15 protein-coding genes and 1 pseudogene are annotated in these 18,869 nt (G+C 69.0%); 13 read left to right on the forward strand and 3 right to left on the reverse strand.

What is annotated here, in order from left to right:
* Position 1: 1 nt before the first annotated feature.
* Both AOZ06_RS05895 and AOZ06_RS05900 read left to right on the forward strand, forming a co-directional pair.
* Positions 2 to 691, forward strand: a pseudogene (locus AOZ06_RS05895) (nucleoside triphosphate pyrophosphohydrolase); the annotation flags it as partial.
* Between the two features lie 10 nt (positions 692 to 701).
* Positions 702 to 3,878, forward strand: a complete 3,177-nt coding sequence (locus tag AOZ06_RS05900) for a S41 family peptidase (protein ID WP_083472565.1) — start codon at positions 702 to 704, stop codon at positions 3,876 to 3,878.
* Positions 3,879 to 3,910: 32 nt separating this feature from the next.
* Here the strand turns inward: AOZ06_RS05900 and AOZ06_RS05905 are convergent, their stop codons facing one another.
* Positions 3,911 to 4,618, reverse strand: coding sequence for a transporter substrate-binding domain-containing protein (locus AOZ06_RS05905; protein ID WP_054288495.1), 708 nt, complete (start codon positions 4,616 to 4,618; stop codon positions 3,911 to 3,913).
* A gap of 427 nt (positions 4,619 to 5,045) precedes the next feature.
* Here AOZ06_RS05905 and AOZ06_RS05910 point away from each other — a divergent pair, with 427 nt between their 5' ends.
* The 8 genes from AOZ06_RS05910 (at position 5,046) to AOZ06_RS05945 (ending at position 14,288) form a co-directional block, all read left to right on the forward strand.
* Positions 5,046 to 5,843 (forward strand): lytic transglycosylase domain-containing protein, encoded by a 798-nt coding sequence (locus tag AOZ06_RS05910; protein ID WP_054288496.1) that lies wholly within the window; start codon positions 5,046 to 5,048, stop codon positions 5,841 to 5,843.
* Positions 5,844 to 6,023: 180 nt separating this feature from the next.
* A complete protein-coding gene (locus AOZ06_RS05915) occupies positions 6,024 to 6,401 on the forward strand; it encodes a YegP family protein (RefSeq protein ID WP_054288497.1) in 378 nt (125 codons plus the stop codon).
* 120 nt (positions 6,402 to 6,521) lie between these two features.
* Positions 6,522 to 7,037: a hypothetical protein gene (locus AOZ06_RS05920; protein ID WP_054288498.1), complete on the forward strand. Its 516-nt coding sequence runs from the start codon at positions 6,522 to 6,524 to the stop codon at positions 7,035 to 7,037.
* Between the two features lie 130 nt (positions 7,038 to 7,167).
* On the forward strand, positions 7,168 to 8,154 hold the full coding sequence (gene pstC / locus AOZ06_RS05925; protein ID WP_054288499.1) for a phosphate ABC transporter permease subunit PstC: 987 nt from the start codon (positions 7,168 to 7,170) through the stop codon (positions 8,152 to 8,154).
* An 8-nt stretch (positions 8,155 to 8,162) separates the two neighbouring features.
* Positions 8,163 to 9,272: a phosphate ABC transporter permease PstA gene (pstA, locus tag AOZ06_RS05930; protein ID WP_218921942.1), complete on the forward strand. Its 1,110-nt coding sequence runs from the start codon at positions 8,163 to 8,165 to the stop codon at positions 9,270 to 9,272.
* Between the two features lie 2 nt (positions 9,273 to 9,274).
* On the forward strand, positions 9,275 to 10,891 hold the full coding sequence (locus AOZ06_RS05935) for a phosphate ABC transporter substrate-binding protein PstS (protein ID WP_054288500.1): 1,617 nt from the start codon (positions 9,275 to 9,277) through the stop codon (positions 10,889 to 10,891).
* Complete coding sequence (locus tag AOZ06_RS05940) at positions 10,891 to 13,470, forward strand: hypothetical protein (protein WP_054288501.1); 2,580 nt, start codon at positions 10,891 to 10,893, stop codon at positions 13,468 to 13,470. The genes AOZ06_RS05935 and AOZ06_RS05940 overlap by 1 nt, the downstream gene beginning before the upstream one ends.
* Positions 13,467 to 14,288, forward strand: coding sequence for a sortase domain-containing protein (locus AOZ06_RS05945; protein ID WP_054288502.1), 822 nt, complete (start codon positions 13,467 to 13,469; stop codon positions 14,286 to 14,288). Before AOZ06_RS05940 ends, AOZ06_RS05945 begins: the two co-directional genes overlap by 4 nt.
* On the opposite strand, the gene AOZ06_RS05950 is transcribed toward AOZ06_RS05945, so the two are convergent.
* On the reverse strand, positions 14,285 to 15,049 hold the full coding sequence (locus AOZ06_RS05950; protein WP_157233751.1) for a phosphate ABC transporter ATP-binding protein: 765 nt from the start codon (positions 15,047 to 15,049) through the stop codon (positions 14,285 to 14,287). The genes AOZ06_RS05945 and AOZ06_RS05950 overlap by 4 nt on opposite strands.
* 302 nt (positions 15,050 to 15,351) lie before the next feature.
* Here AOZ06_RS05950 and AOZ06_RS05955 point away from each other — a divergent pair, with 302 nt between their 5' ends.
* Entirely contained in the window at positions 15,352 to 16,332 is a 981-nt protein-coding gene (locus AOZ06_RS05955; RefSeq protein ID WP_054288503.1) for a type 2 periplasmic-binding domain-containing protein, read from the forward strand.
* 43 nt (positions 16,333 to 16,375) lie between these two features.
* Here AOZ06_RS05955 and AOZ06_RS05960 read toward each other — a convergent pair whose 3' ends face one another.
* Positions 16,376 to 16,753: a tetratricopeptide repeat protein gene (locus tag AOZ06_RS05960; RefSeq protein ID WP_054288504.1), complete on the reverse strand. Its 378-nt coding sequence runs from the start codon at positions 16,751 to 16,753 to the stop codon at positions 16,376 to 16,378.
* Positions 16,754 to 16,897: 144 nt separating this feature from the next.
* On the opposite strand from AOZ06_RS05960, the gene eno reads away from it, so the two are divergent.
* Positions 16,898 to 18,184: a phosphopyruvate hydratase gene (eno, locus tag AOZ06_RS05965; protein WP_054288505.1), complete on the forward strand. Its 1,287-nt coding sequence runs from the start codon at positions 16,898 to 16,900 to the stop codon at positions 18,182 to 18,184.
* Positions 18,184 to 18,867: an FtsB family cell division protein gene (locus tag AOZ06_RS55920; protein WP_157232866.1), complete on the forward strand. Its 684-nt coding sequence runs from the start codon at positions 18,184 to 18,186 to the stop codon at positions 18,865 to 18,867. The genes eno and AOZ06_RS55920 overlap by 1 nt, the downstream gene beginning before the upstream one ends.
* Positions 18,868 to 18,869 lie beyond the last annotated feature (2 nt).

Genomic DNA, 18,869 nt, shown 5'->3' on the forward strand with positions numbered 1-18,869 from the left:
CCCGGGCGAGAAGCTGCTCGAAGCGGTGGTGGTCATGGACCGCCTCCGCTCACCGGGCGGATGCCCGTGGGACGCCGAGCAGACCCACGAGTCGCTGCGCCAGTACCTGGTCGAGGAATGCTTCGAGCTGATCGAGGCGATCGAGGACGGCGACCGCGCGGCGCTGCGCGAGGAACTCGGCGACGTGCTGCTGCAGGTGCTGTTCCACGCCAGGGTCGCCCAGGAACACCCGGACGACCCGTTCACCGTCGACGACGTGGCCGCCACCCTGTCGTCGAAACTGATCGGCCGCCACCCGCACGTCTTCGCCACCGACCCGGAAGTGCGCGACTCCGCGACGCAGGAGAAGCGCTGGGAAGAACTCAAGCAGGTCGAGAAGAAGCGCGAATCCAGCATCGACGGCGTCGCGCTCGGCGCGCCCGCGCTGGCGCTGGCCGCGAAACTCGCCCAGCGCACCGCCCGCGCCGGGTTCCCGGCCGACCTGCTGCCGTCCGGCGACAGCCCGGCTGAGCAGCTCTTCGCGACCGCCGCCCGCGCCAAGATCGCCGGTGAGGAACCCGAAGGCGACGTCCGGGCGGTCGCCCGGAAGTTCGCTGAGGACGTCCGGACGGCCGAACGAGCGGCCAAGGACGCGGGCCTCGACCCGGCGGCATTGTCCGAGCAGGAGTGGCGCAGGTTCTGGCCCAGGTAAGTTGGGTCTGGTGAGCAACGCGTATCTGCGGTTTCCCCACCTGCACGGCGATCTCGTCACGTTCGTCGCCGAGGACGACGTCTGGCTCGCGCCGACGGACGGGGGCCGTGCGTGGCGGGTGTCGGCCGACCAGGTCCCGGTCACCCGGCCCCGGATCTCCCCCGACGGGCAGCACGTCGTGTGGACCAGCACCAGGGACGTCGAACCCGAGGTGTACGTGGCGCCGGTGGACGGCGGGGAAAGCCGCAGGCTGACCTACTGGGGATCGGTCAAGACCACCGCGCTCGGCTGGAACCCCGCCGGTGAGGTGCTCGCGATCAGCTCCGCCTCCCAGGCCCAGTTCCGCCGGACCTGGGCGTACGCCGTCCCGCTCGACGGGCAGCCGCGGCAGTTGCCGTGGGGGCCGCTCGGCGACATCACCTACCGCGAGGACGGCGCGGTGTTGCTGCAGACGCGCGAATCGGTCGAACCGGCGTGGTGGAAGCGGTACCGCGGCGGCACAGTCGGCCGGTTGTGGGTGGACCTCGCGGGATCCGGTGAGTTCACCCGCATCCTGTCCGAACTGGACTCCGGTCTGGTGTCGCCGATGTGGGTCGGCGACCGGATCGCGTTCCTGTCCGACCACGACGGCATCGGCAGCGTGTACTCGTGCCTGCCGGACGGCACGGACCTGCGACGGCACACCACGCACGAGTTCTACGCCCGCAACGCGTCCACGGACGGCACACGCGTCGTGTACCACTCGGCCGGCGACATCTGGGTCCTGGACAGCCTCGACGCCGCACCGCGCCAGCTGCCCGTGAAGCTCGGCGGGCCACGGGTTTCCCGTCAGCAGTACCCGATCTCGGCCCGGTACGCGCTGAACGAGGCCACGCCCGACCACACCGGCCGCGCCAGCGCGGTCGAGGTCCGCGGCACCGTGCACTGGTTGACCCACCAGGACGGTCCCGCGCGTGCGTTGTCCGCGGAACCCGGTGTGCGCGCACGGCTTCCGCAGGTCTTGGGGACGACCGGGCACGTCGTGCTGGTGACGGACGTCGAAGGCGACGAGGCGCTGGAGATCGTGCCGGTCGACGGTCCCGCGTCGCTGGAGTCCGTGCCGCGGCGGATCGGCGCAGGCCGGATCGGTCATGTGCAGGAGCTCGTCGCGGCACCGGACGGGCGGCGTGCCGGGCTCGTCACCAACGACGGCCGCGTGTTGCTCGTGGAGGTGGAGACCGGTGAGATCCGGACCGTGACGCAGGTGCGTGACGGCGATCCGTCCGGCCTGCAGTTCTCGCCCGACTCCGGCTGGATGGCCTGGTCGCACCCCGGCCCGCAGCCGTTGCGCCAGATCAAGATGGCCGACACCACCAGTCTGTCCATTGTGGACGTCACGCCGCTCCGGTTCGACGACCACGAGCCGGTCTTCACCTTGGACGGCAAGTACCTGGCGTTCCTGTCGGCGCGGAGTTTCGACCCGCACTACGACGCGCACGTGTTCGACATGTACTTCGCCGGTGGCTCCCGCCCGTACCTGGTGCCCCTGGCGGCCACCACGCCTTCGCCGTTCGCGCCGCAGGTCCAGGGGCGGCCGGTGATCGAGTCCGACGACGACAAGGATTCCGACGACGACGAGACACCTCGTGTTTCCGTTGACGTGGAAGGCATCGAGGACCGCCTGGTCGCCTTCCCGGTGGAGTCGGCGCGGTACTGGTCGCTCTACCCGGCCAAGGACAGCGTGCTGTGGATGACGCGCCCGCTGACCGGTGAACTCGGCCACGACCTCGCGTCGACCGACGACAGCCCGCCCCGGCCATCGCTCGAACGCTTCGACTTCGCCAAGCGCCGCGCGGAATCCCTGGTCGACGTGCTCGACGAGTTCAGGGTGAGCGGCGACGGCAAGCGGATCGTGGTGCAGGACGGCCGAACCCTGCGCGCCCTGCCGTCCGACCACAAGGTGGACGACGACAGCACGGACAACGTCAACGTCGACCTGTCCAGGATCCGCGTGACCGTGGACCCGCCGTCGGAGTGGCGCCAGTCGTACGACGAAGCCGGAAGGCTGATGCGCGACCACTTCTGGCGCAGCGACATGGGCGGTCTCGACTGGGCGGGCGAGCTGGAGCGCTACCGGTTCCTGTTGCCGCGCCTGGGGTCCTACGACGACCTGTGCGACCTGCTGTGGGAGGTGCAGGGCGAACTCGGGACGTCACACGCCTACGTCTTCGAGACGAAGGACTCCCCGGACTCCCGGGTGCGCGTCGGTCTGCTCGGCGCGGACCTGTCGCCGGACGCCGCGGGCGTTTGGCGTCTCGACCGGATCCTGCCGTCGGAGACCTCGGACCCCGAGGCCCGTTCGCCTCTCCGCGCACCAGGCGTCGCTGCCCGCGTCGGCGACGCGATCCTGGCTGTGGACGGCCGCCCGGTCGGATCCGCCGGTCCAGCGCCGTTGTTGGCTGGGTCGGCGGGCAAACCCGTCGAACTGACCCTCGGCCCAGCAGCAGGCGGCGCGCCCCGGCGCGTGGTCGTCGTGCCCCTGTTGGACGACACGCCCCTGCGCTACCACGCGTGGGTCGCGGAACGCCGGAAGCACGTGCATGCCTTGTCCGCGGACAAGGTCGGCTACCTGCACGTACCCGACATGCTCTCCGCGGGCTGGGCGCAGCTGCACCGCGACCTGCGCCTGGAGATGCGCCGCAACGCGCTGGTGGTCGACGTCCGCGAGAACCGCGGCGGCCACCTCTCCCAGCTGGTGATCGAAAAGCTGGCCCGGCGCGTGATCGGCTGGCAGGTGTCCAGGGACGGAAGCCGCCCCGAGACCTACCCGCAGGACGCGCCTCGCGGCCCGATCGTGGCCGTCGCCGACGAGCAGGCCGGGTCGGACGGTGACATCGTCAACGCCGCCATCAAGGCACTGGGGCTGGGCCCGGTGGTCGGGATGCGGACTTGGGGCGGGACGATCGGGATAGACATGCGCTACCACCTGATCGACGGAACCCTGGTGACCCAGCCCAAATACGGGACCTGGCTGGAAGGTCCGGGCTGGGGCGTGGAAAACCACGGCGTCGACCCGGACGTCGAAGTCCCCACGACTCCGATGGACTACGCGGCCGGACGTGACCCGCAGTTGGACACGGCTGTCCGGCTGGCTTTGGAAGCCCTGGAGACTCGCCCCGCTGTCGGTCCACCCGCTTTGCCCTCGTAGTCCCGCGACCGTGCGTGCCCGCGTCTGCTTTCCTACGCCGGTGGGGCGACGCGGGCGCTGGGCTGGTTGGAGCGGTGCAGGGACTCCGCGACGAACCCGTTGGCCTTCAGTTCCTCCACCACGCCGTGCAGGAACTCCACCGTCTCCGGCCGCTTGGTCTTGGGTGTGCCCACGGCCTGCCGGATTTGCATGAAGGCTTCGCCGATCACCCGCAGACCGGGGTTCGCTTCGACGAACTCCGTGATCGGCTGGCGGATTCCCGCGGCTGCTTCCAGGCCCGCCGACAGGAACTCCGCTGTGCCCTCCTCGCCGCGCACCACGGTCGCGTGCCGGAGTGTCCTGGTCAGGTAGAGGTCGTACGCCGAGCCCTGATTCACGCCGATCCGGACGCCGTCCCTGTCGACGTCACCGACGGTTCTCAGCTCCGAGTCCGCCGGCACTGCGAACACGCCTTCGATCAGTGCGTACGGCGCCGTGAACGCCACCTCCGCCGCTCGTGCGGGTTCGATGGCCAGGAAGCAGATGTCCGCATCGCCGGTTGTCATTGCTTCGAACGACTTCCGCGCCGCGTCGAAGCACACGTACTCCACTCGCAGCCCGAGGCGGCCGGCCAGTTCGGCTGCGATGTCCACGGTCACGCCTGTGGGTTCGGCGGGTGTTGCCTGGGCGAGGATCGGGTTGCCCAGGTTTATCGATGCGCGCAGGACTCCGGCCGGGGCCAGGTCGTCGGCGATGCTCATGGCGCCATTATCGTCCGAACGGTGTTCTTCCCGGTGTCCGCCTCCTCCCACTCCCGGTGGCACCCCCGCTTTGTCCTTACCGGACAACGTCAGCCATGCCACCGGAAGAATGCGACAACTATCACGGCAACCTGGTGCACGGGTGAAGCGTCAGAGGGCACGGGTTCGGCGGCAGCTCCCGCGGTCGCGATGCCGTACGGGAGAGTGAACCGGCAGCGCCACGGCACGCGGTCGCCCGTCCTGGCCAGGCAGGCCACTAGAATGCTGGTTACGAGGACTGCCTCGGAGCCCGGTCAGGGCGTTGCCGAAGATCCCGGACGGTCGAGTGACCAGGTAAGGCTCGCCTGTACTGTTCAGTCCGATGCCGGGTTTGCCGGAAAGGTCTGTTTCTGCGGGCGGGCAGCCGTATTGCGTACTGTGGGGTTCGATGACTTCTTCGCTGCCGATCGCGCCACCCACGCCTGAGCGACCTCGGCCCAAGCGACGCGGCCTGCCCAAGCTGCTGATGGTCGGATTGCTCATCGGCGTCATCGTGGCCGCGTACCTGGTGCTGAGGGACGACGGCGAGCCCCGCCGCAGCGCCCGCCAGCCGCAGTTCCCCGTGCCCGCGCTCACCCCGGCGGCCCGCACGACCGTGCCCTTCCAGGCGCCGCCGGTCGACATGGCCGCTGTGCAGGACATGAGCCGCCGGATGCAGATACCCGAACGGTCGCTGATCGCGTACGCCAAGGCCGAGCAGCGCCAGCGCGAGGTCGACGCCGGCTGCGGCATCTCGTGGACCATGCTCGCCGGGATCGGCCGCAAGGAGTCGTTCCACGGCCGGATCAACAGCACCACCATCAATCCGGACGGCACGCTGTCCAAACCGATCATCGGCGTCCCGCTGGACGGCTCGCCCGGCTTCAAGGCGATCAGGGACACCGACAAGGGAGTGCTGGACCAGGACACCACCTGGGACCGGGCGCTCGGCCCGATGCAGTTCCTGCCGGCGACGTGGAAGCGGTGGGGCGTGCGGTCCAGCGGCGACGGCAAACCCGCGGACCCGCAGAACCTCGACGACGCGGCCGCGACAGCGGCCAGGTACCTCTGTGAATCCGGCGGCAACAAGCTCACCAACCCCCAGGGGTGGTGGCAGGCCGTGCTGACGTACAACGAGTCGGTCGCTTACGGCCGGGACGTGTTCAGCGGCCAGGAAGCGTACGCCAAAGCGGTCAACCCGCAGTGAGCCTCGGCTGTTCGGTGACGGCAGGCGCAATCCGTTTGGCGCAACGCGTGCCGCTGATCATCCCGCGTTAATCCGATCCGCGTGTGGCGTTAACCGGGCACACGCCGTGGCGTCCACCCATGGGATGAATTGTCTGCCCCGGCCGCCGGACTGGGATCCGTCCGCGGCCGGGGAGGGGACATGGCGAGATTCCAGTGTTTCAGGTCCGATTCGAGCGGCGTCAGATGGCGGCTGCTCGGCGGCAACAACCGCGTGCTCGGGGTGTCGGTGCGGGGGCACGCGGACCACGGCGCCGCGGTCCGCGAGTTGGACGCGCTCAGGGCGGAGACGGGCACGGCGCGGCTCGACTTCGAGCGGTCGGCGACCGGCCAGTGGTGGTGGCACCTGTCCGTATCGGACTTACCGGTCGCCAGGTCGGCGCAGGGCTTCGCCCGCAAGATCGACGCTGACCTGGCGGCGAAACGGTTCCTGCGCCGGATCGGCGAGGCGTCACTCGACTCGTCGGTGATGGTCTTCCAGCCCGGGCACCGCGGCCGGACGACCAACGCCGTGAATTGACAACCAGATGAACGCGCCGCCTGCCGGTCACGGCCGGTCGGGGAACACCCGTCGGGGTGGGTTTCCCTTCCACCACAACGAGTCTGAAGATTCTCCCATTCCAACGCGAACGGAGAGATCATGCAGAGTCGAATCGTGTCCGGCCTGGTCGGCGGTCTGCTCGTGCTCAGCCTCGGCGCGACCCCCGCACTGGCCGCCCCCGGTGCCGAGGCCGGTGCGGAAACCGTGCAGGACCTCAGCTTCCACAAGTCGCGGACCGTCGTCACCGTGGACGCGGGCGCCACGGCGGCGTTCGACTTCTTCGGCATCACGCTGGACGCGTTACGCCCGGCGAGCGGCGGCGCGTCCACGTACACCTTCCCTGCCTGCGTGCGGCGCAACGGCGTCACCGAGCTCGCCGGTGGCCTGAAGTTCACCGCGAACGCCAAGTCCGTCAAGGTGAACTCCGTCGTCATCAACACCAGGACCGATGTCGTCAAGGCAGTCGTGGCCGGCCGCCGGGTCGACCTGTTCACCCTCGACGGTCAGCACCTCGTACTGACCACCGCGGGTGCGGACGCACTCAACAAGGGCCTCGGTTTCGACGCTCTGTTCGCCGAGGGCTTCGTGTTCGGCGGATACGCCACCACCAAGTAGCCACCAACAAGTATCCGTGTGGCGGCAGCGGCACGTTGGGTGTGCGTTCACCTGACGTGCCGCAGCCGGACACAACCACCAGCTTCGCTGTCATGGCAAGGAAATCCCGGCCCGGAGGGACCAGCAGCTGATGACCACGCAAGCCGACCGGCCACGCCCGGTACGGCCATCAGTGCCCGTGTCCGACCGGGTGTTCCGCGGTGTGGTGCGGGCGAGCGGCGCCGCCGTACTGGTGATCATGGGCTCCATCGGGATATTCCTTGCATACCAGGCGATTCCGACACTGCGGGAGTTCGGCTGGGTCTTCTTCACCGAGCCGTCCTTCGTGCCCGACCGGCCGCGGCTGGGCATCGCGGCGGTCGGCCTGTTCACGTTGCAGGTCGCCGGTGTCGCGATCGTCATCGCGTTCCCGCTGGCAGTGGCGACCGCGCTGTACATCTCGGAATACGCGCCCGCACGGCTGAAGCGGACGCTGATCGCGTTGCTCGACCTGATGGCCGCGATCCCGAGCGTGGTCTACGGCCTGTTCGGGTTCGTCTTCCTCACACCGCAGATCATCTACCTGTCCCGCTGGCTGTCGAAGTACCTGGGGTTCCTGCCGTTCTTCGACGTCAAGACCGACGTGAACGCGGCGGCCTGGGAACAGTCGATGTACACGTCGTCGCCGTTCATCGCCGGTTTCGTCGTGGCCATGATGGTCCTGCCGTTCGCCGCGGCGATCATGCGCGAGGTGTTCGCGCAGGCACCGCTCGGTGAACGGGAAGGCGCGCTGGCACTGGGATCCACCCGCTGGGGCGTGATCCGTTCGGTCGTCCTGCCGTTCGGCAAGGGCGGCATCATCGGTGGCTCGATGCTCGCGCTCGGCCGTGCGCTCGGCGAGACGATCGCCGTGGTGATGATCCTCGCCCCGGTGTTCGACATCAGGTTCCGGGTGCTGGAGAACGGCGGCGTGACGATCTCGTCGCTGATCGCGCTGCGGTTCGGCGAGGCCACCCCGAGCCAGCTGTCCGCGCTGCTCGCCGCGGGCCTGATGTTGTTCCTCTTCACGCTCGCGGTCAACACGGTCGCGTCGACGATCGTGGCCAGGACCCGCAGCGGTTCGGCCACCGAGATCTAGGGAGTGCCGTGGCCGCACCCACCGCCGCGAAACCGGAGATCGACGAGGAACCCCGGCCCGTACCGGACGACGAACCGCGCAAACGCGACCTGGCCACGACGACGCTGGACGACGTGCTCGCGGCGCTCGGGTCGCTGCTCGGCGCACTGGGCCTGGTGTGGGTGACCTACCAGAACCTGCTGCCCACATCCGGAACCCTGGGGTTGCTGGTGTCCTGGTTCGTCGTGTTCCTCGCGATGTACGCGGGAGTCACGGCGATGCGCCACCCGCGCACGGTGATGGCCGACCGGGTCGCCGCCGCCGTCATCCACGCCTTCGCGGGGCTCGTCGGTGTCGCCCTGCTGTTCGTGATCGGCTACACGGTCTTCCGTGGCGTGGACGCCTTGGGATACAGCAACTTCTTCACGCAAGACCTCAGCTCCGCCGGTCCGCTCGACCCGCTCAGCGTCGGCGGTGTGCTGCACGCGCTCGTCGGCACGCTCATCGAGATCGGCATCGCCGTCGTGATCACGCTGCCGCTCGGGGTCGGCTGTGCCGTCTACCTCAACGAGGTCGGCGGCAAGTTCTCCCGCGTGGTGCGCACAGTCGTCGAGGCGATGACCGCACTGCCGTCCATTGTGGCCGGTCTGTTCATCTTCACGACCGTGCTGCTGATGGCAGGCCTGCCCCGCAGCGGGTTCGCGGCGGCGTTGGCGATCAGCGTGATGATGCTGCCGATCATCGCCCGGTCGGCCGAGGTCGTCCTGCGCGTCGTGCCAGGCGGGTTGCGGGAAGCCAGCCTCGCGCTCGGCGCGTCGCAATGGCAGACCGTGTGGCGGGTCGTGCTGCCGACCGCGCGCCCTTCCCTTGCCACCGCGCTGATCCTCGGCGTCGCCCGCGGTATCGGTGAGACGTCACCCGTGCTGCTCACAGCCGGGTACACGACGTACCTGACGTTCGATCCGACATCCGGCCCGATGGTGTCGCTGCCGCTGATGACGTATCAGCTGTCGCGTTCGTCCGAGGCAGTCGACCAGTCGCGTGCGTTCGGCGCTGCGACAGTCCTGCTGATTCTCGTGTTGCTGTTGTTCGTGGTCGCGCGTGTTGTCGCGCAGCGATCGAAGACTGGAAGGCGTTGACGATGGTCAGGCGGATCGCCGCGGTCTTGGCCAGTGCGGTGCTGCTCGCGTTGAGCGCGGCCACCGGACCGGCCCACGCACAGGCCTACATCCCGATCAGCGGCTCGGGCTCGACGTGGAGCGCCAACGCGATCGCGCAGTGGATCGCGGACGTCAAGAGCTTCGGCATGCAGGTCAACTACAGCTCGGTCGGGTCCAGCCGGGGCAGGCAGGACTTCGCCGCGAACCTCACCCACTTCGGTGTCTCCGAGATCCCGTACGGCATCAAGGACAACAACCACAACACCGACAAGTCCGACCGGCCGTACGCCTACATGCCGATCGTCGCCGGTGGCACCTCGTTCATGTATCACCTGAAGGTCGGCGGTCAGCTGGTGCGCAACCTGCGGCTGTCCGGCGAGACGATCGCCAAGATCTTCACCGGCAAGATCACCAACTGGGCCGACGACGCGATCACCGCCGACAACAACGGCCGCAAACTGCCGTCCAAGAAGATCATCCCGATCGTCCGCTCGGACGGGTCCGGCACGTCCGCGCAGTTCACCATGTGGATGATGAAGCAGCACGGCACCATCTGGAACAACGGGGTCACGTCGTACTTCCCGATCTTCCCCGGCTCGGTCGCCAAGGGCAACTCGACCGAGATGGCCACGTACATCTCCGCGCAGTACGGCGAAGGCGCGATCGGCTACGTCGAGTACTCCTACGCCCGCGCGCAGAACTTCCCGGTTGCCAAAGTGCTCAACAAGGCCGGGTTCTACACCGAGCCGACCGACTACAACGTCGCGGTCGCGTTGACCCAGGCGCAGATCGACAAGTCGAACCCGAACGACCCGGCGACGTACCTGACCCAGATCCTGGACGGCGTCTACAACAACGCAGACAAGCGGGCCTATCCGCTGTCGTCCTACTCGTACATGATCCTGCCGACTTCGCTGAGCGGGCAGCTGACCGAGGCCACCGGCAAGACCCTGGGTGCTTTCGGGTACTACTTCCTGTGCCAGGGTCAGCAGAAAGCCGGTCCGCTCGGGTATTCGCCGTTGCCGCTGAACCTGGTGCAGGCGGGTTACGAGCAGGTCCACAAGATCCCGGGGTCGGAGAAGAAAAGCCTGAACGCCGCGGGCTGCAACAACCCCACCTTCGACCCAGCCAACCCCGGCTCGAACAAGCTCGCGGCCACCGCGCCGTTCCCCAAGGACTGCGACCAGGTCGGCAAAGGTCCGTGTGGCACCGAAGGCGGCAGTAGTGGCGCAGGTGGCGGTACTGGAGGCGGCGCTGGAGGTTCCGGCAGTGCCGGTGGCGCGGGTGGCGGAGCCGGCGGCGGCGCGGGAGAGCCCAACAATCCCGCCAACGGCGCAGGGGATCCGAACAACCCCAGCGGTGGCGGCGCGATCGACCCGCTCACCGGTGAGCCCATCGGCGGTGCAAGCGGCGGGGGCGGTGGCGCGGGAGCGAGCGCTGTCTCGACCGAACTGGCGGCCAGCAGGGCCGCGACCGACACCGCGCTCGGTGTCCTCGCCGTCGTCGAACTGCTCCTCGTCCTCGTAGTACCCGCGATCGTGGCTCGAACAGTGATCAAACGGCGTACGGCCCGCGCCGACCATGAGGGGACATACTGATGCGTAAGGCCCTACCGTTGCTGGCCTTGACCAGCGTCGTCTCGCTGCTCGCGGCCGGGCTCGTGATGTTCCTCCCGATGACCGCGGCCGGGCAACAGGACGAGACCTCGGCAGTCACCCAGACCCGCGCGATGGAAGACGCGTACAGCTTCAACGAGGCACCTGGCAAGTACCAGGCGTCGATCACCGTGGCGCAGACCAAGGGCTTGGTCCGTCAGCGCGTGAAGGTGTCCTGGTCGGGGCTGAAACCCACCGGCAGCATCAGCGGTGGCACCAGCACGCCGTATCCGGTGGTGGTCATGCAGTGCTGGGGCACGAAGGACGAGATCACCCCGCAGACGTGCTGGAACGGCGGCCCCAGCCTGGGGACGGTGATCAACACCGGTGTGGTCCTGGCCGACCCGCACCCGTACGACGGCACCATCTACGGGCCGAACCCGTTGCCCATCAAGGACACCCCCAAGAGCGTTGTGCCCTTCAAGGCAAGGGACGTCGGCGACGACGGCAAGCACAAGCTCTACAGCGGAACCCAGGACGCGACCGGGTGGCCGGAAGGGGCAGTGCTCAAAAGCAACCCGCCCGCGTTCAGCGAGGCGACGAAGACCGCGATCATGCCGGACAACTACATCGGGTCCACCAGGCCGGACGGTACCGGCGAGGCCGACATCGAGCTGCTGACGTCGTTCGAGAACCCGCACCTCGGCTGCTCCAGCACCGCGGCGTGCTCACTCGTGGTGATCCCGGTCGGCGACCCGACCTGCCAGCCCGACGCCAACCTGCCGGCCAAGCTGAAGGGCATGTGCCGCAACACCACGAGGCCCACGCTGCGCAGCGCGGACCTCTGGGCCACGCCGACGAACTGGTCCCGCCGGTTCACGTTCGACCTGTCGTTCCGCGAGTCGCCCGACAGCTGCGCCATCGACAGCCGTCCGGAAACGGGTTTCTCCGGTTCCTACTACGCCTACCAGTTGCTGAACAACAGCTGGCGGCCCAAGTTCTGCCACGACACGAAGCTGTTCAAGCTCGGGTACACCGCGCTGAGCGACGGTGAAGCTCGCGGCCAGTACATGACAGCGCTCGGCGGTCCGTGGCAGGACGGGTCGACGAACGCGTTGCTGACCTCCCGGGTGGTGGAGGGCGAACTCCCCAAACCGACGGTCTACGCACCGGTCGCGGTCACCGGGGTGGCGATCTCGTTCGTCCTGGACGATCCGCGGAACAAGGAGGTCACCGAGCTGAAGCTGAACGCGAGGCTGCTGGCCAAGCTGCTGACCCAGTCCTACCGCACGAACTCCCCGTCGAGCACGAGCCACCCCGGCGTGAAGAACAACCCGGCCTGGTGGGGTGCGGATCCAGAGTTCCACAAGCTCAACCCCGAACTGGCCGGGTACGCCGAGATGCTCAGGGAAGGCTCGGAGTACCCGGTGGTCTCCCTCGGCGACTCCGACGCGATCCACGCACTCACCTCGTACATCGCCGCCGACAAGGACGCGGTGGCGTGGCTCGGCGGCGCGGACGACGGGAACGGCATGGTCGTCAACCCCAAGTTCAAGGGCTACAAGCTGCCGATCGGGCAGCTCGAACTGCGGGACGACTGGGTCATCGACGACAACCCCAACAGCCCGCTGCTCGGGCAGATCATGTTGTCGGCGTACGCCAACGTCGCCGAAAGCCCGTACAACGCGGCCGTGACCGCCGTGCAGGCGTGGCCGTACGCCAGCCTCGGCCAGACCTGCGTCGGCACGCCACCGAGTTGCACGCTCAAGCGGATCAGCGAACGGCAACGCGGAGGCAGCCGGGCGATGCTGGCGATCACCAGCCTCGGCGACTCGAAGGTGTTCGGCCTGCGCCAGGCAGCGCTGCAGACCAAGGACGGCACGTTCGCCAAGCCCGATGACTACTCGCTCGCAATCGCTCTGCGCAGCACCAAACTCGACGAGAAGACCGGTGTGCTGACGCCGGATGTCCCCGCCATGGAAGCGGTCGCGTACCCCGGTATGTCCGTCGTGTACGCGGCGATTCCGACGACCGGCCTGAGCACGGGCACCGCGGACAACTACGCGAAGTTCCTGGAACACGCCGCAGGGCCGGGCCAGGTCCGTGGCTACGAAGCAGGGCAGCTGTCCGACGGGTACGTACCGTTGAGCGACCCGCTGAAGGAACAGGCCGCCAACGCGGCGAAGGCTGTCCGTGAGCAGAAGGGCGCTGTCCCGCCTCCGCCGCCGGGGCTGTCCGAGGACCCCGCCAAGGGCATGGTTCCGCCGGGTGACAGCACCGGCCTGAGCGGCGGCGGCTCGGGCGGCGGTGGCTCCGCGAACGCAACCGGGTCCGGTGGCGCACCGGCCGGTGCCGCGCCCACCTCGGCGGCCCCGGCCAGTGCTTCGACCGCGCCGCCGACCGTGGAGAAGGCCGCGACCTCGGTCGCGACCCGCACCGACCAGTCCGGCTTCGCCAAGTGGGTACTGCCCGGTCTGCTCGGCATCTCCGTGCTCGCCGGTGTGATCGCGTTCGGCGCCATGGTGTGGACTCAGCCGCAACACCCGATCCGCCGCTGGATCCGGCGGTTGAGAACCCGATGAACAAGAGCCGTGTCCTGACGCAAGCGCTGCTCGTGCTGTCGGCGCTTGCGTTGGGTTTCGCCGGGTATCTGCTGTTGCTGTCCCCGCTGCAATACGACCGCGCCCAGACGGTGTTGTACGCCAAGGCACGCGAGACACTCGCGGACACCAGCATGCCGACCGGCGGCAAGATCGACGCGGGCACACCGGTCGCGTTCCTGGAGATCCCCGGCCTCGGCCTCAGTGAAGTCGTGGTCGAAGGCACCGCGGGCAGTCAGCTCGCGCTCGGCCCCGGGCACGGGCGCACGAGCCCGCTGCCCGGCCAGCCGGGGACATCCGTCCTCATGGGACGGGCGCAGACGTACGGCGCGCCGTTCAAGGAGATCGGCAAACTCCAGGCGGGCGACGAGGTCGACGTCACCACGGCACAGGGCAGGTTCACGTACCGCGTCGACCGGGTGCGCCGGGAAGGTGACCCACGACCGCCCGCTGCCGGGAAAGGCCGCCTGATGCTGATCAGCGCGGAAGGCGGGGACTGGACCGGGCCGGAACGCACGGTGTTCGTGGACTCGACGCTCACCGGTGACGTGGCCGCCCCGCCCGGTGGCCGGTCCACGACCATGCTGCCGGAAGAAGCCGCGCTCGAACGGGACAGCGGTGTGCTGATCGAGCTGGTGCTGTGGCTGCAGGTGCTGGCGCTCGCGTTCGGACTGTTCGTGTGGGCGCGGATCCGTTGGGGCCGCTGGGAGACGTGGCTGGTCGGCGTACCGGTGGTGGTGGCCGCGACCTGGCAGGTCTACCAGTCCGCGGCCGTGGCCGTGCTGCCGAACCTTCTCTAGCCGAACCGCCCGTTGACGTAGTCGGCGGTGCGCGGGTCGACCGGGTCATCGAAGATGTCCCTGGTCGGCCCGGCCTCGACGATCTGACCGGGGGTGCCGTCCTCGGCGAGGAAGAAAGCGCACTGCTGCGACACCCTGGCCGCCTGCTGCATGTTGTGCGTGACGATCACGATCGTGACCTCGTCGCGCAACTCGGCGATGGTCTCCTCGATCCGCCGGGTCGACGTCGGGTCCAGCGCCGAGCACGGCTCGTCCATCAGCAGCACGTCCGGCCGCACGGCCAGTGACCGCGCGATGCACAGCCGTTGCTGCTGGCCGCCGGAGAGCGCGCCGCCCGGCTGCTTGAGCCGGTCGCGGACTTCCTTCCACAGCCCGGCTTTGGTCAGGCACTGCTCGATGAGGTGGTGCTTTTCGTCGCGTGACGCCTTGGCGCCGGTCAGTTTCAGGCCCGCGGTCACGTTGTCCGCGATGGACATGGCCGGGAACGGGTTCGGCTTCTGGAAGACCATGCCGATGCGCCTGCGCGTCTCGGTGATCCGCCCGCCCGGCTCGTAGACGTCCACGCCGTCGAGCAGCACCTCGCCTGCCAGCGACGCACTGGCGACCAGTTCGTGCATCCGGTTGAGGATGCGCAGGAACGTCGACTTGCCGCAGCCGGACGGACCGATCAGCGCGGTCACGCTGCCCGGCGGCATGGTCAGGGAAACCCGTTGCAGCACCTTGCGTTTGCCGAACCAGGCGGACACGCCGACCGCTTCCAGCTCACTGCCCCGGAAGTCGTCGGCAAAGTCCTCGTCGGTCGGCAGCGGTGGTTCCTGGGTCGGCACGGCACTCCTTTTCGGACATATTCGTCGATGTCCCACGGTATGCGCGCCGCCGGGCGCGGCGGTGAACGACCGGTTCACCCCGCATGGCGCCCTGGGTTGTTTGTTGCTCGTTAAGTAGCTGGGCGTGTGGCGGGAAACCAGACTTCGCCGATCACCACTGGTTCGGATCTTGGCGCTGCGAGACGGTTGTATCAGCCCCGCTCGGGGCAAACCGTTGGAGGACAAGGAGAATCTCGATGCGCTCCATCCTAGGGAAGGCAGCGGTCACCCTCGGTGCCGCAGCGGCTGTGATCGGTCTCGCCGCGGGCAACGCGGTCGCCGACCCCGGCTTCGCGCCGCTGACCGGTGACATCGTGGGTGTCGGCTCGGACACCTCGCAGGACGTGCTCGACGGCCTTGCCGCTCAGTACAACAGCGAGAACGGCCGTCCGGCCGACTGGCTCGCCTCGTGGAAGGCCACCGGCTCGGCGACGATCACGCCGAAGTCCGGTGCCGCGGCGATCACCCGCCCGAACGGCTCCAGCGCGGGCATCACCGCGCTGATCGCCGACGGCAACGCCCACACCATCGACTTCGCGCGCTCGTCGCGCTGGGTCGGATCCAACCCGGCTGAGGCCAACTACCGGTTCCTGCAGTTCGCCAGGGACGGCCTGACCTTCGCCACGGCCGCGACGAGCAACGTGCCCGCCACCCGCACCACCGCCCAGCTCAACGACATCTACAAGCGCAGCACGCCGAACTGCGTGCCGCTGGTGAAGCCGTACATCCCGCAGGCGGGTTCCGGCACGCGCCAATTCTTCCTCGCGAGCATCGGCCTGACCGAGTCGACCCTCGGCAACTGCGCCACCACCTCGCAGGAGCACGACGCGTCGGTCGTCGTCGGCAACCCGAACGCCATCGCGCCGTTCTCCGTCGCCCGCGGCTGGGGCGTCACCGGCCTGCGCCTGGGCAACGTCGACGACTCGCAGCGCCCGGCGGGCCTGCCGGCCAACCTGATCGCCCAGGACACGCCGCCCAACGGTTCCGTCGCCACGGTCAACGTCTACGACCGCGGCCTGTACAACGTGGTCCGCAACTCCGACGCCACGCTGCCGAAGTACGACAACGTGTTCGGCCCGAACGGCTGGATCTGCAACGACGAGGACGCCCAGGCCATCATCACCGGCCAGCACTTCCGCCTCGCCGACCCGTTCGACTGCGGCCTGCACGTGAAGTGACCACCGCGCACGAGAGCCGCCCGGGCCGTCGGCCCGGGCGGTTTCAGTCCACGTCCTCGTTCAGCGCGATCCGGGCGTTGACCTCGCTGAGGGCCTCCTGGTACTCGGGCACCGGGTGCATCGCCGTGGCCAGCCGCAGCTGCCGCCGGGCCTCGGTGTACCGGCTCTGCCGCTGCAACGCGCGACCCAGCGCGAAGCGGGCGTAGTGATCGTTGGGGTCGAGGTCGATCACCTTCCGGAACGCCTCTTCCGCCCTTCTGAGCTGCGCAGAGCCGAGATAGGCCCGCCCGGCCAGCAGTTGCACGCTCGGTTTGTCCGCTTCCGCTTCCAGCACCGGCGCCAGCGCCGCCAGAGCGTCAAGGGGCCTGCGCATGGCCACGAGCTGCTCGGCCTGCCGGAACGCCGCAACCATGTCGCTCATCTACTCCATTTTACGGAGCGGACCGCCGTTCGGGCGAGAGGCGACGCGCTAGTCCCTCCTGCCGGGACGCGTGCCTTCAACAGGGCCGATCCGCGGGCCACTAGGCTGTGCGGGGACTAGAAGGTGTGAGCTGGGAGGGAACCAGTGGCGGTAATCGAGCAGGTCGGCGCACGCGAGATCCTCGACTCGCGGGGCAACCCGACGGTCGAGGTCGAGGTCGCGCTCGACGACGGCACCCTGGCCCGCGCGGCCGTTCCGTCGGGTGCCTCGACCGGTGAACACGAGGCGGTCGAGCTTCGTGACGGCGACAGCAACCGGTACCTCGGCAAGGGGGTCGAGAAGGCCGTCACCGCCGTCCTCGACGAGATCGGGCCGGAGCTGACCGGGATCGAGGCGGTCGAGCAGCGCGTGGTCGACCAGAAGCTCGTCGACCTGGACGGCACGCCGGACAAGTCGCGGCTCGGTGCCAACGCCATCCTCGGCGTCAGCCTCGCGGTCGCCAAGGCCGCGGCCGACTCCAGCGGGCTCGAGCTGTTCCGCTACATCGGCGGGCCGAACGCGCACGTGCTGCCCGTGCCGATGCTCAACATCCTCAACGGTGGCGCGCACGCCGACACCGACGTGGACATCCAGGAGTTCATGATCGCCCCGATCGGCGCCGAGTCGTTCCGCGAGGCGCTGCGCTGGGGCACGGAGGTGTACCACTCCCTCAAGTCGGTGCTCAAGAGCCGCGGCCTGGCCACCGGCCTCGGTGACGAGGGCGGTTTCGCGCCGAGCCTCGGCAACAACCGCGAAGCGCTCGACCTCATCCTCGTGGCCGTCGAGAAGGCCGGGTACCGCCCCGGTCGCGAGATCGCGCTGGCGCTCGACGTCGCCGCGACCGAGTTCTTCAACGACGGCGCCTACACCTTCGAGGGCGAGAAGCGCAGCGCCGAGCAGATGGCCGCGTACTACAAGGAGCTGGTGGACAACTACCCGCTCGTCTCCATCGAGGACCCGCTGTCGGAGGACGACTGGGACGGCTGGGTGCGGCTGACCTCGGAGCTGGGCGAGCGCGTGCAGCTGGTCGGCGACGACCTGTTCGTCACCAACCCGGAGCGGCTGGAGGAGGGCATCTCCCGCCGCGCGGCCAACGCGCTGCTGGTGAAGGTCAACCAGATCGGCACGCTCTCCGAGACGCTCGACGCCGTGTCGCTGGCGACATCCTTCGGTTACAAGAGCATGATGAGCCACCGGTCCGGTGAGACCGAGGACACCACCATCGCCGACCTCGCGGTCGCGACCGGTGTCGGCCAGATCAAGACCGGCGCGCCCGCCCGCAGCGAGCGCGTCGCCAAGTACAACCAGCTGCTGCGCATCGAGGAGACCCTCGGTGACGCCGCGCGCTACGCCGGGGACCTCGCGTTCCCGCGCTTCAACCCGGAGAGCTGATGGCTGACGAGCCCGGTGAGGTTCCGCAGCGCCCGGAGCGGTCGGCTTCGCGGCGCGGCCGGTTCACGCGCGGGTTCGTCACGTCGGCGAAGTCCGACGACAAGCCAGAGGGCGCCGAGCGCCCGGACCGGCGCGGCCGGTTCGGGCGCCGCCCCGGCTCGACGAAGTCGAAGCCGGCAGCGGGCAAGACGGCGAAGGACGCCCCGGAGCCCCCGCCGAGGCGGAGGCCCGCCTCGGCGCGGGCGGACGGTGACGGTCCGCCGCCGCGCAGGCGTCCGGCGCCCAAGCAGCGCTCGCGGTTCGCCAAGACCCTGATGGGTCAGGCGACCACGCGGCGCGCGGCGATCGTCGCCACGGTGGTCTGTGCGCTGGCGCTGTCGGTCGCCGTCCCGCTGCGGACGTACCTCTCCCAGCGGGACGAGGTCGCCACGCAGGAACGCCGCCAGGCCGAACTGCGGGCGCAGGTGCAGGAGCTGGAGGCCCGCAAGGCCCAGTTGTCCGACCCGGCCCAGATCCTCGCCGAGGCACGCAAGCGTTTGCGCTACGTGATGCCCGGCGAGACCCCGTACATGGTCCAGCTGCCCGGCGACGCCGGTGCCCAGCCTGGTCAGCAGCCTGTCGCCCCACCCGGGCCGCAGCAGCCGTGGTTCCAGCAGCTCTGGGACTCGATCAAGGAAAGATAGCC

The organism is Kibdelosporangium phytohabitans (assembly GCF_001302585.1).
GTDB classification, from domain to species: domain Bacteria; phylum Actinomycetota; class Actinomycetes; order Mycobacteriales; family Pseudonocardiaceae; genus Kibdelosporangium; species Kibdelosporangium phytohabitans.

Bases quoted from the DNA above. Each gene is read 5' to 3' on its own strand.
- AOZ06_RS05960 (WP_054288504.1), bottom strand. From the start codon at position 16,753: ATGAGCGACATGGTTGCGGCGTTCCGGCAGGCCGAGCAGCTCGTGGCC.
- pstC (WP_054288499.1), top strand. From the start codon at position 7,168: ATGACCACGCAAGCCGACCGGCCACGCCCGGTACGGCCATCAGTGCCC.
- AOZ06_RS55920 (WP_157232866.1), top strand. From the start codon at position 18,184: ATGGCTGACGAGCCCGGTGAGGTTCCGCAGCGCCCGGAGCGGTCGGCT.
- AOZ06_RS05935 (WP_054288500.1), top strand. From the start codon at position 9,275: ATGGTCAGGCGGATCGCCGCGGTCTTGGCCAGTGCGGTGCTGCTCGCG.
- AOZ06_RS05905 (WP_054288495.1), bottom strand. From the start codon at position 4,618: ATGAGCATCGCCGACGACCTGGCCCCGGCCGGAGTCCTGCGCGCATCG.
- AOZ06_RS05940 (WP_054288501.1), top strand. From the start codon at position 10,891: ATGCGTAAGGCCCTACCGTTGCTGGCCTTGACCAGCGTCGTCTCGCTG.
- AOZ06_RS05910 (WP_054288496.1), top strand. From the start codon at position 5,046: ATGACTTCTTCGCTGCCGATCGCGCCACCCACGCCTGAGCGACCTCGG.
- AOZ06_RS05915 (WP_054288497.1), top strand. From the start codon at position 6,024: ATGGCGAGATTCCAGTGTTTCAGGTCCGATTCGAGCGGCGTCAGATGG.
- AOZ06_RS05955 (WP_054288503.1), top strand. From the start codon at position 15,352: ATGCGCTCCATCCTAGGGAAGGCAGCGGTCACCCTCGGTGCCGCAGCG.
- AOZ06_RS05920 (WP_054288498.1), top strand. From the start codon at position 6,522: ATGCAGAGTCGAATCGTGTCCGGCCTGGTCGGCGGTCTGCTCGTGCTC.
- AOZ06_RS05945 (WP_054288502.1), top strand. From the start codon at position 13,467: ATGAACAAGAGCCGTGTCCTGACGCAAGCGCTGCTCGTGCTGTCGGCG.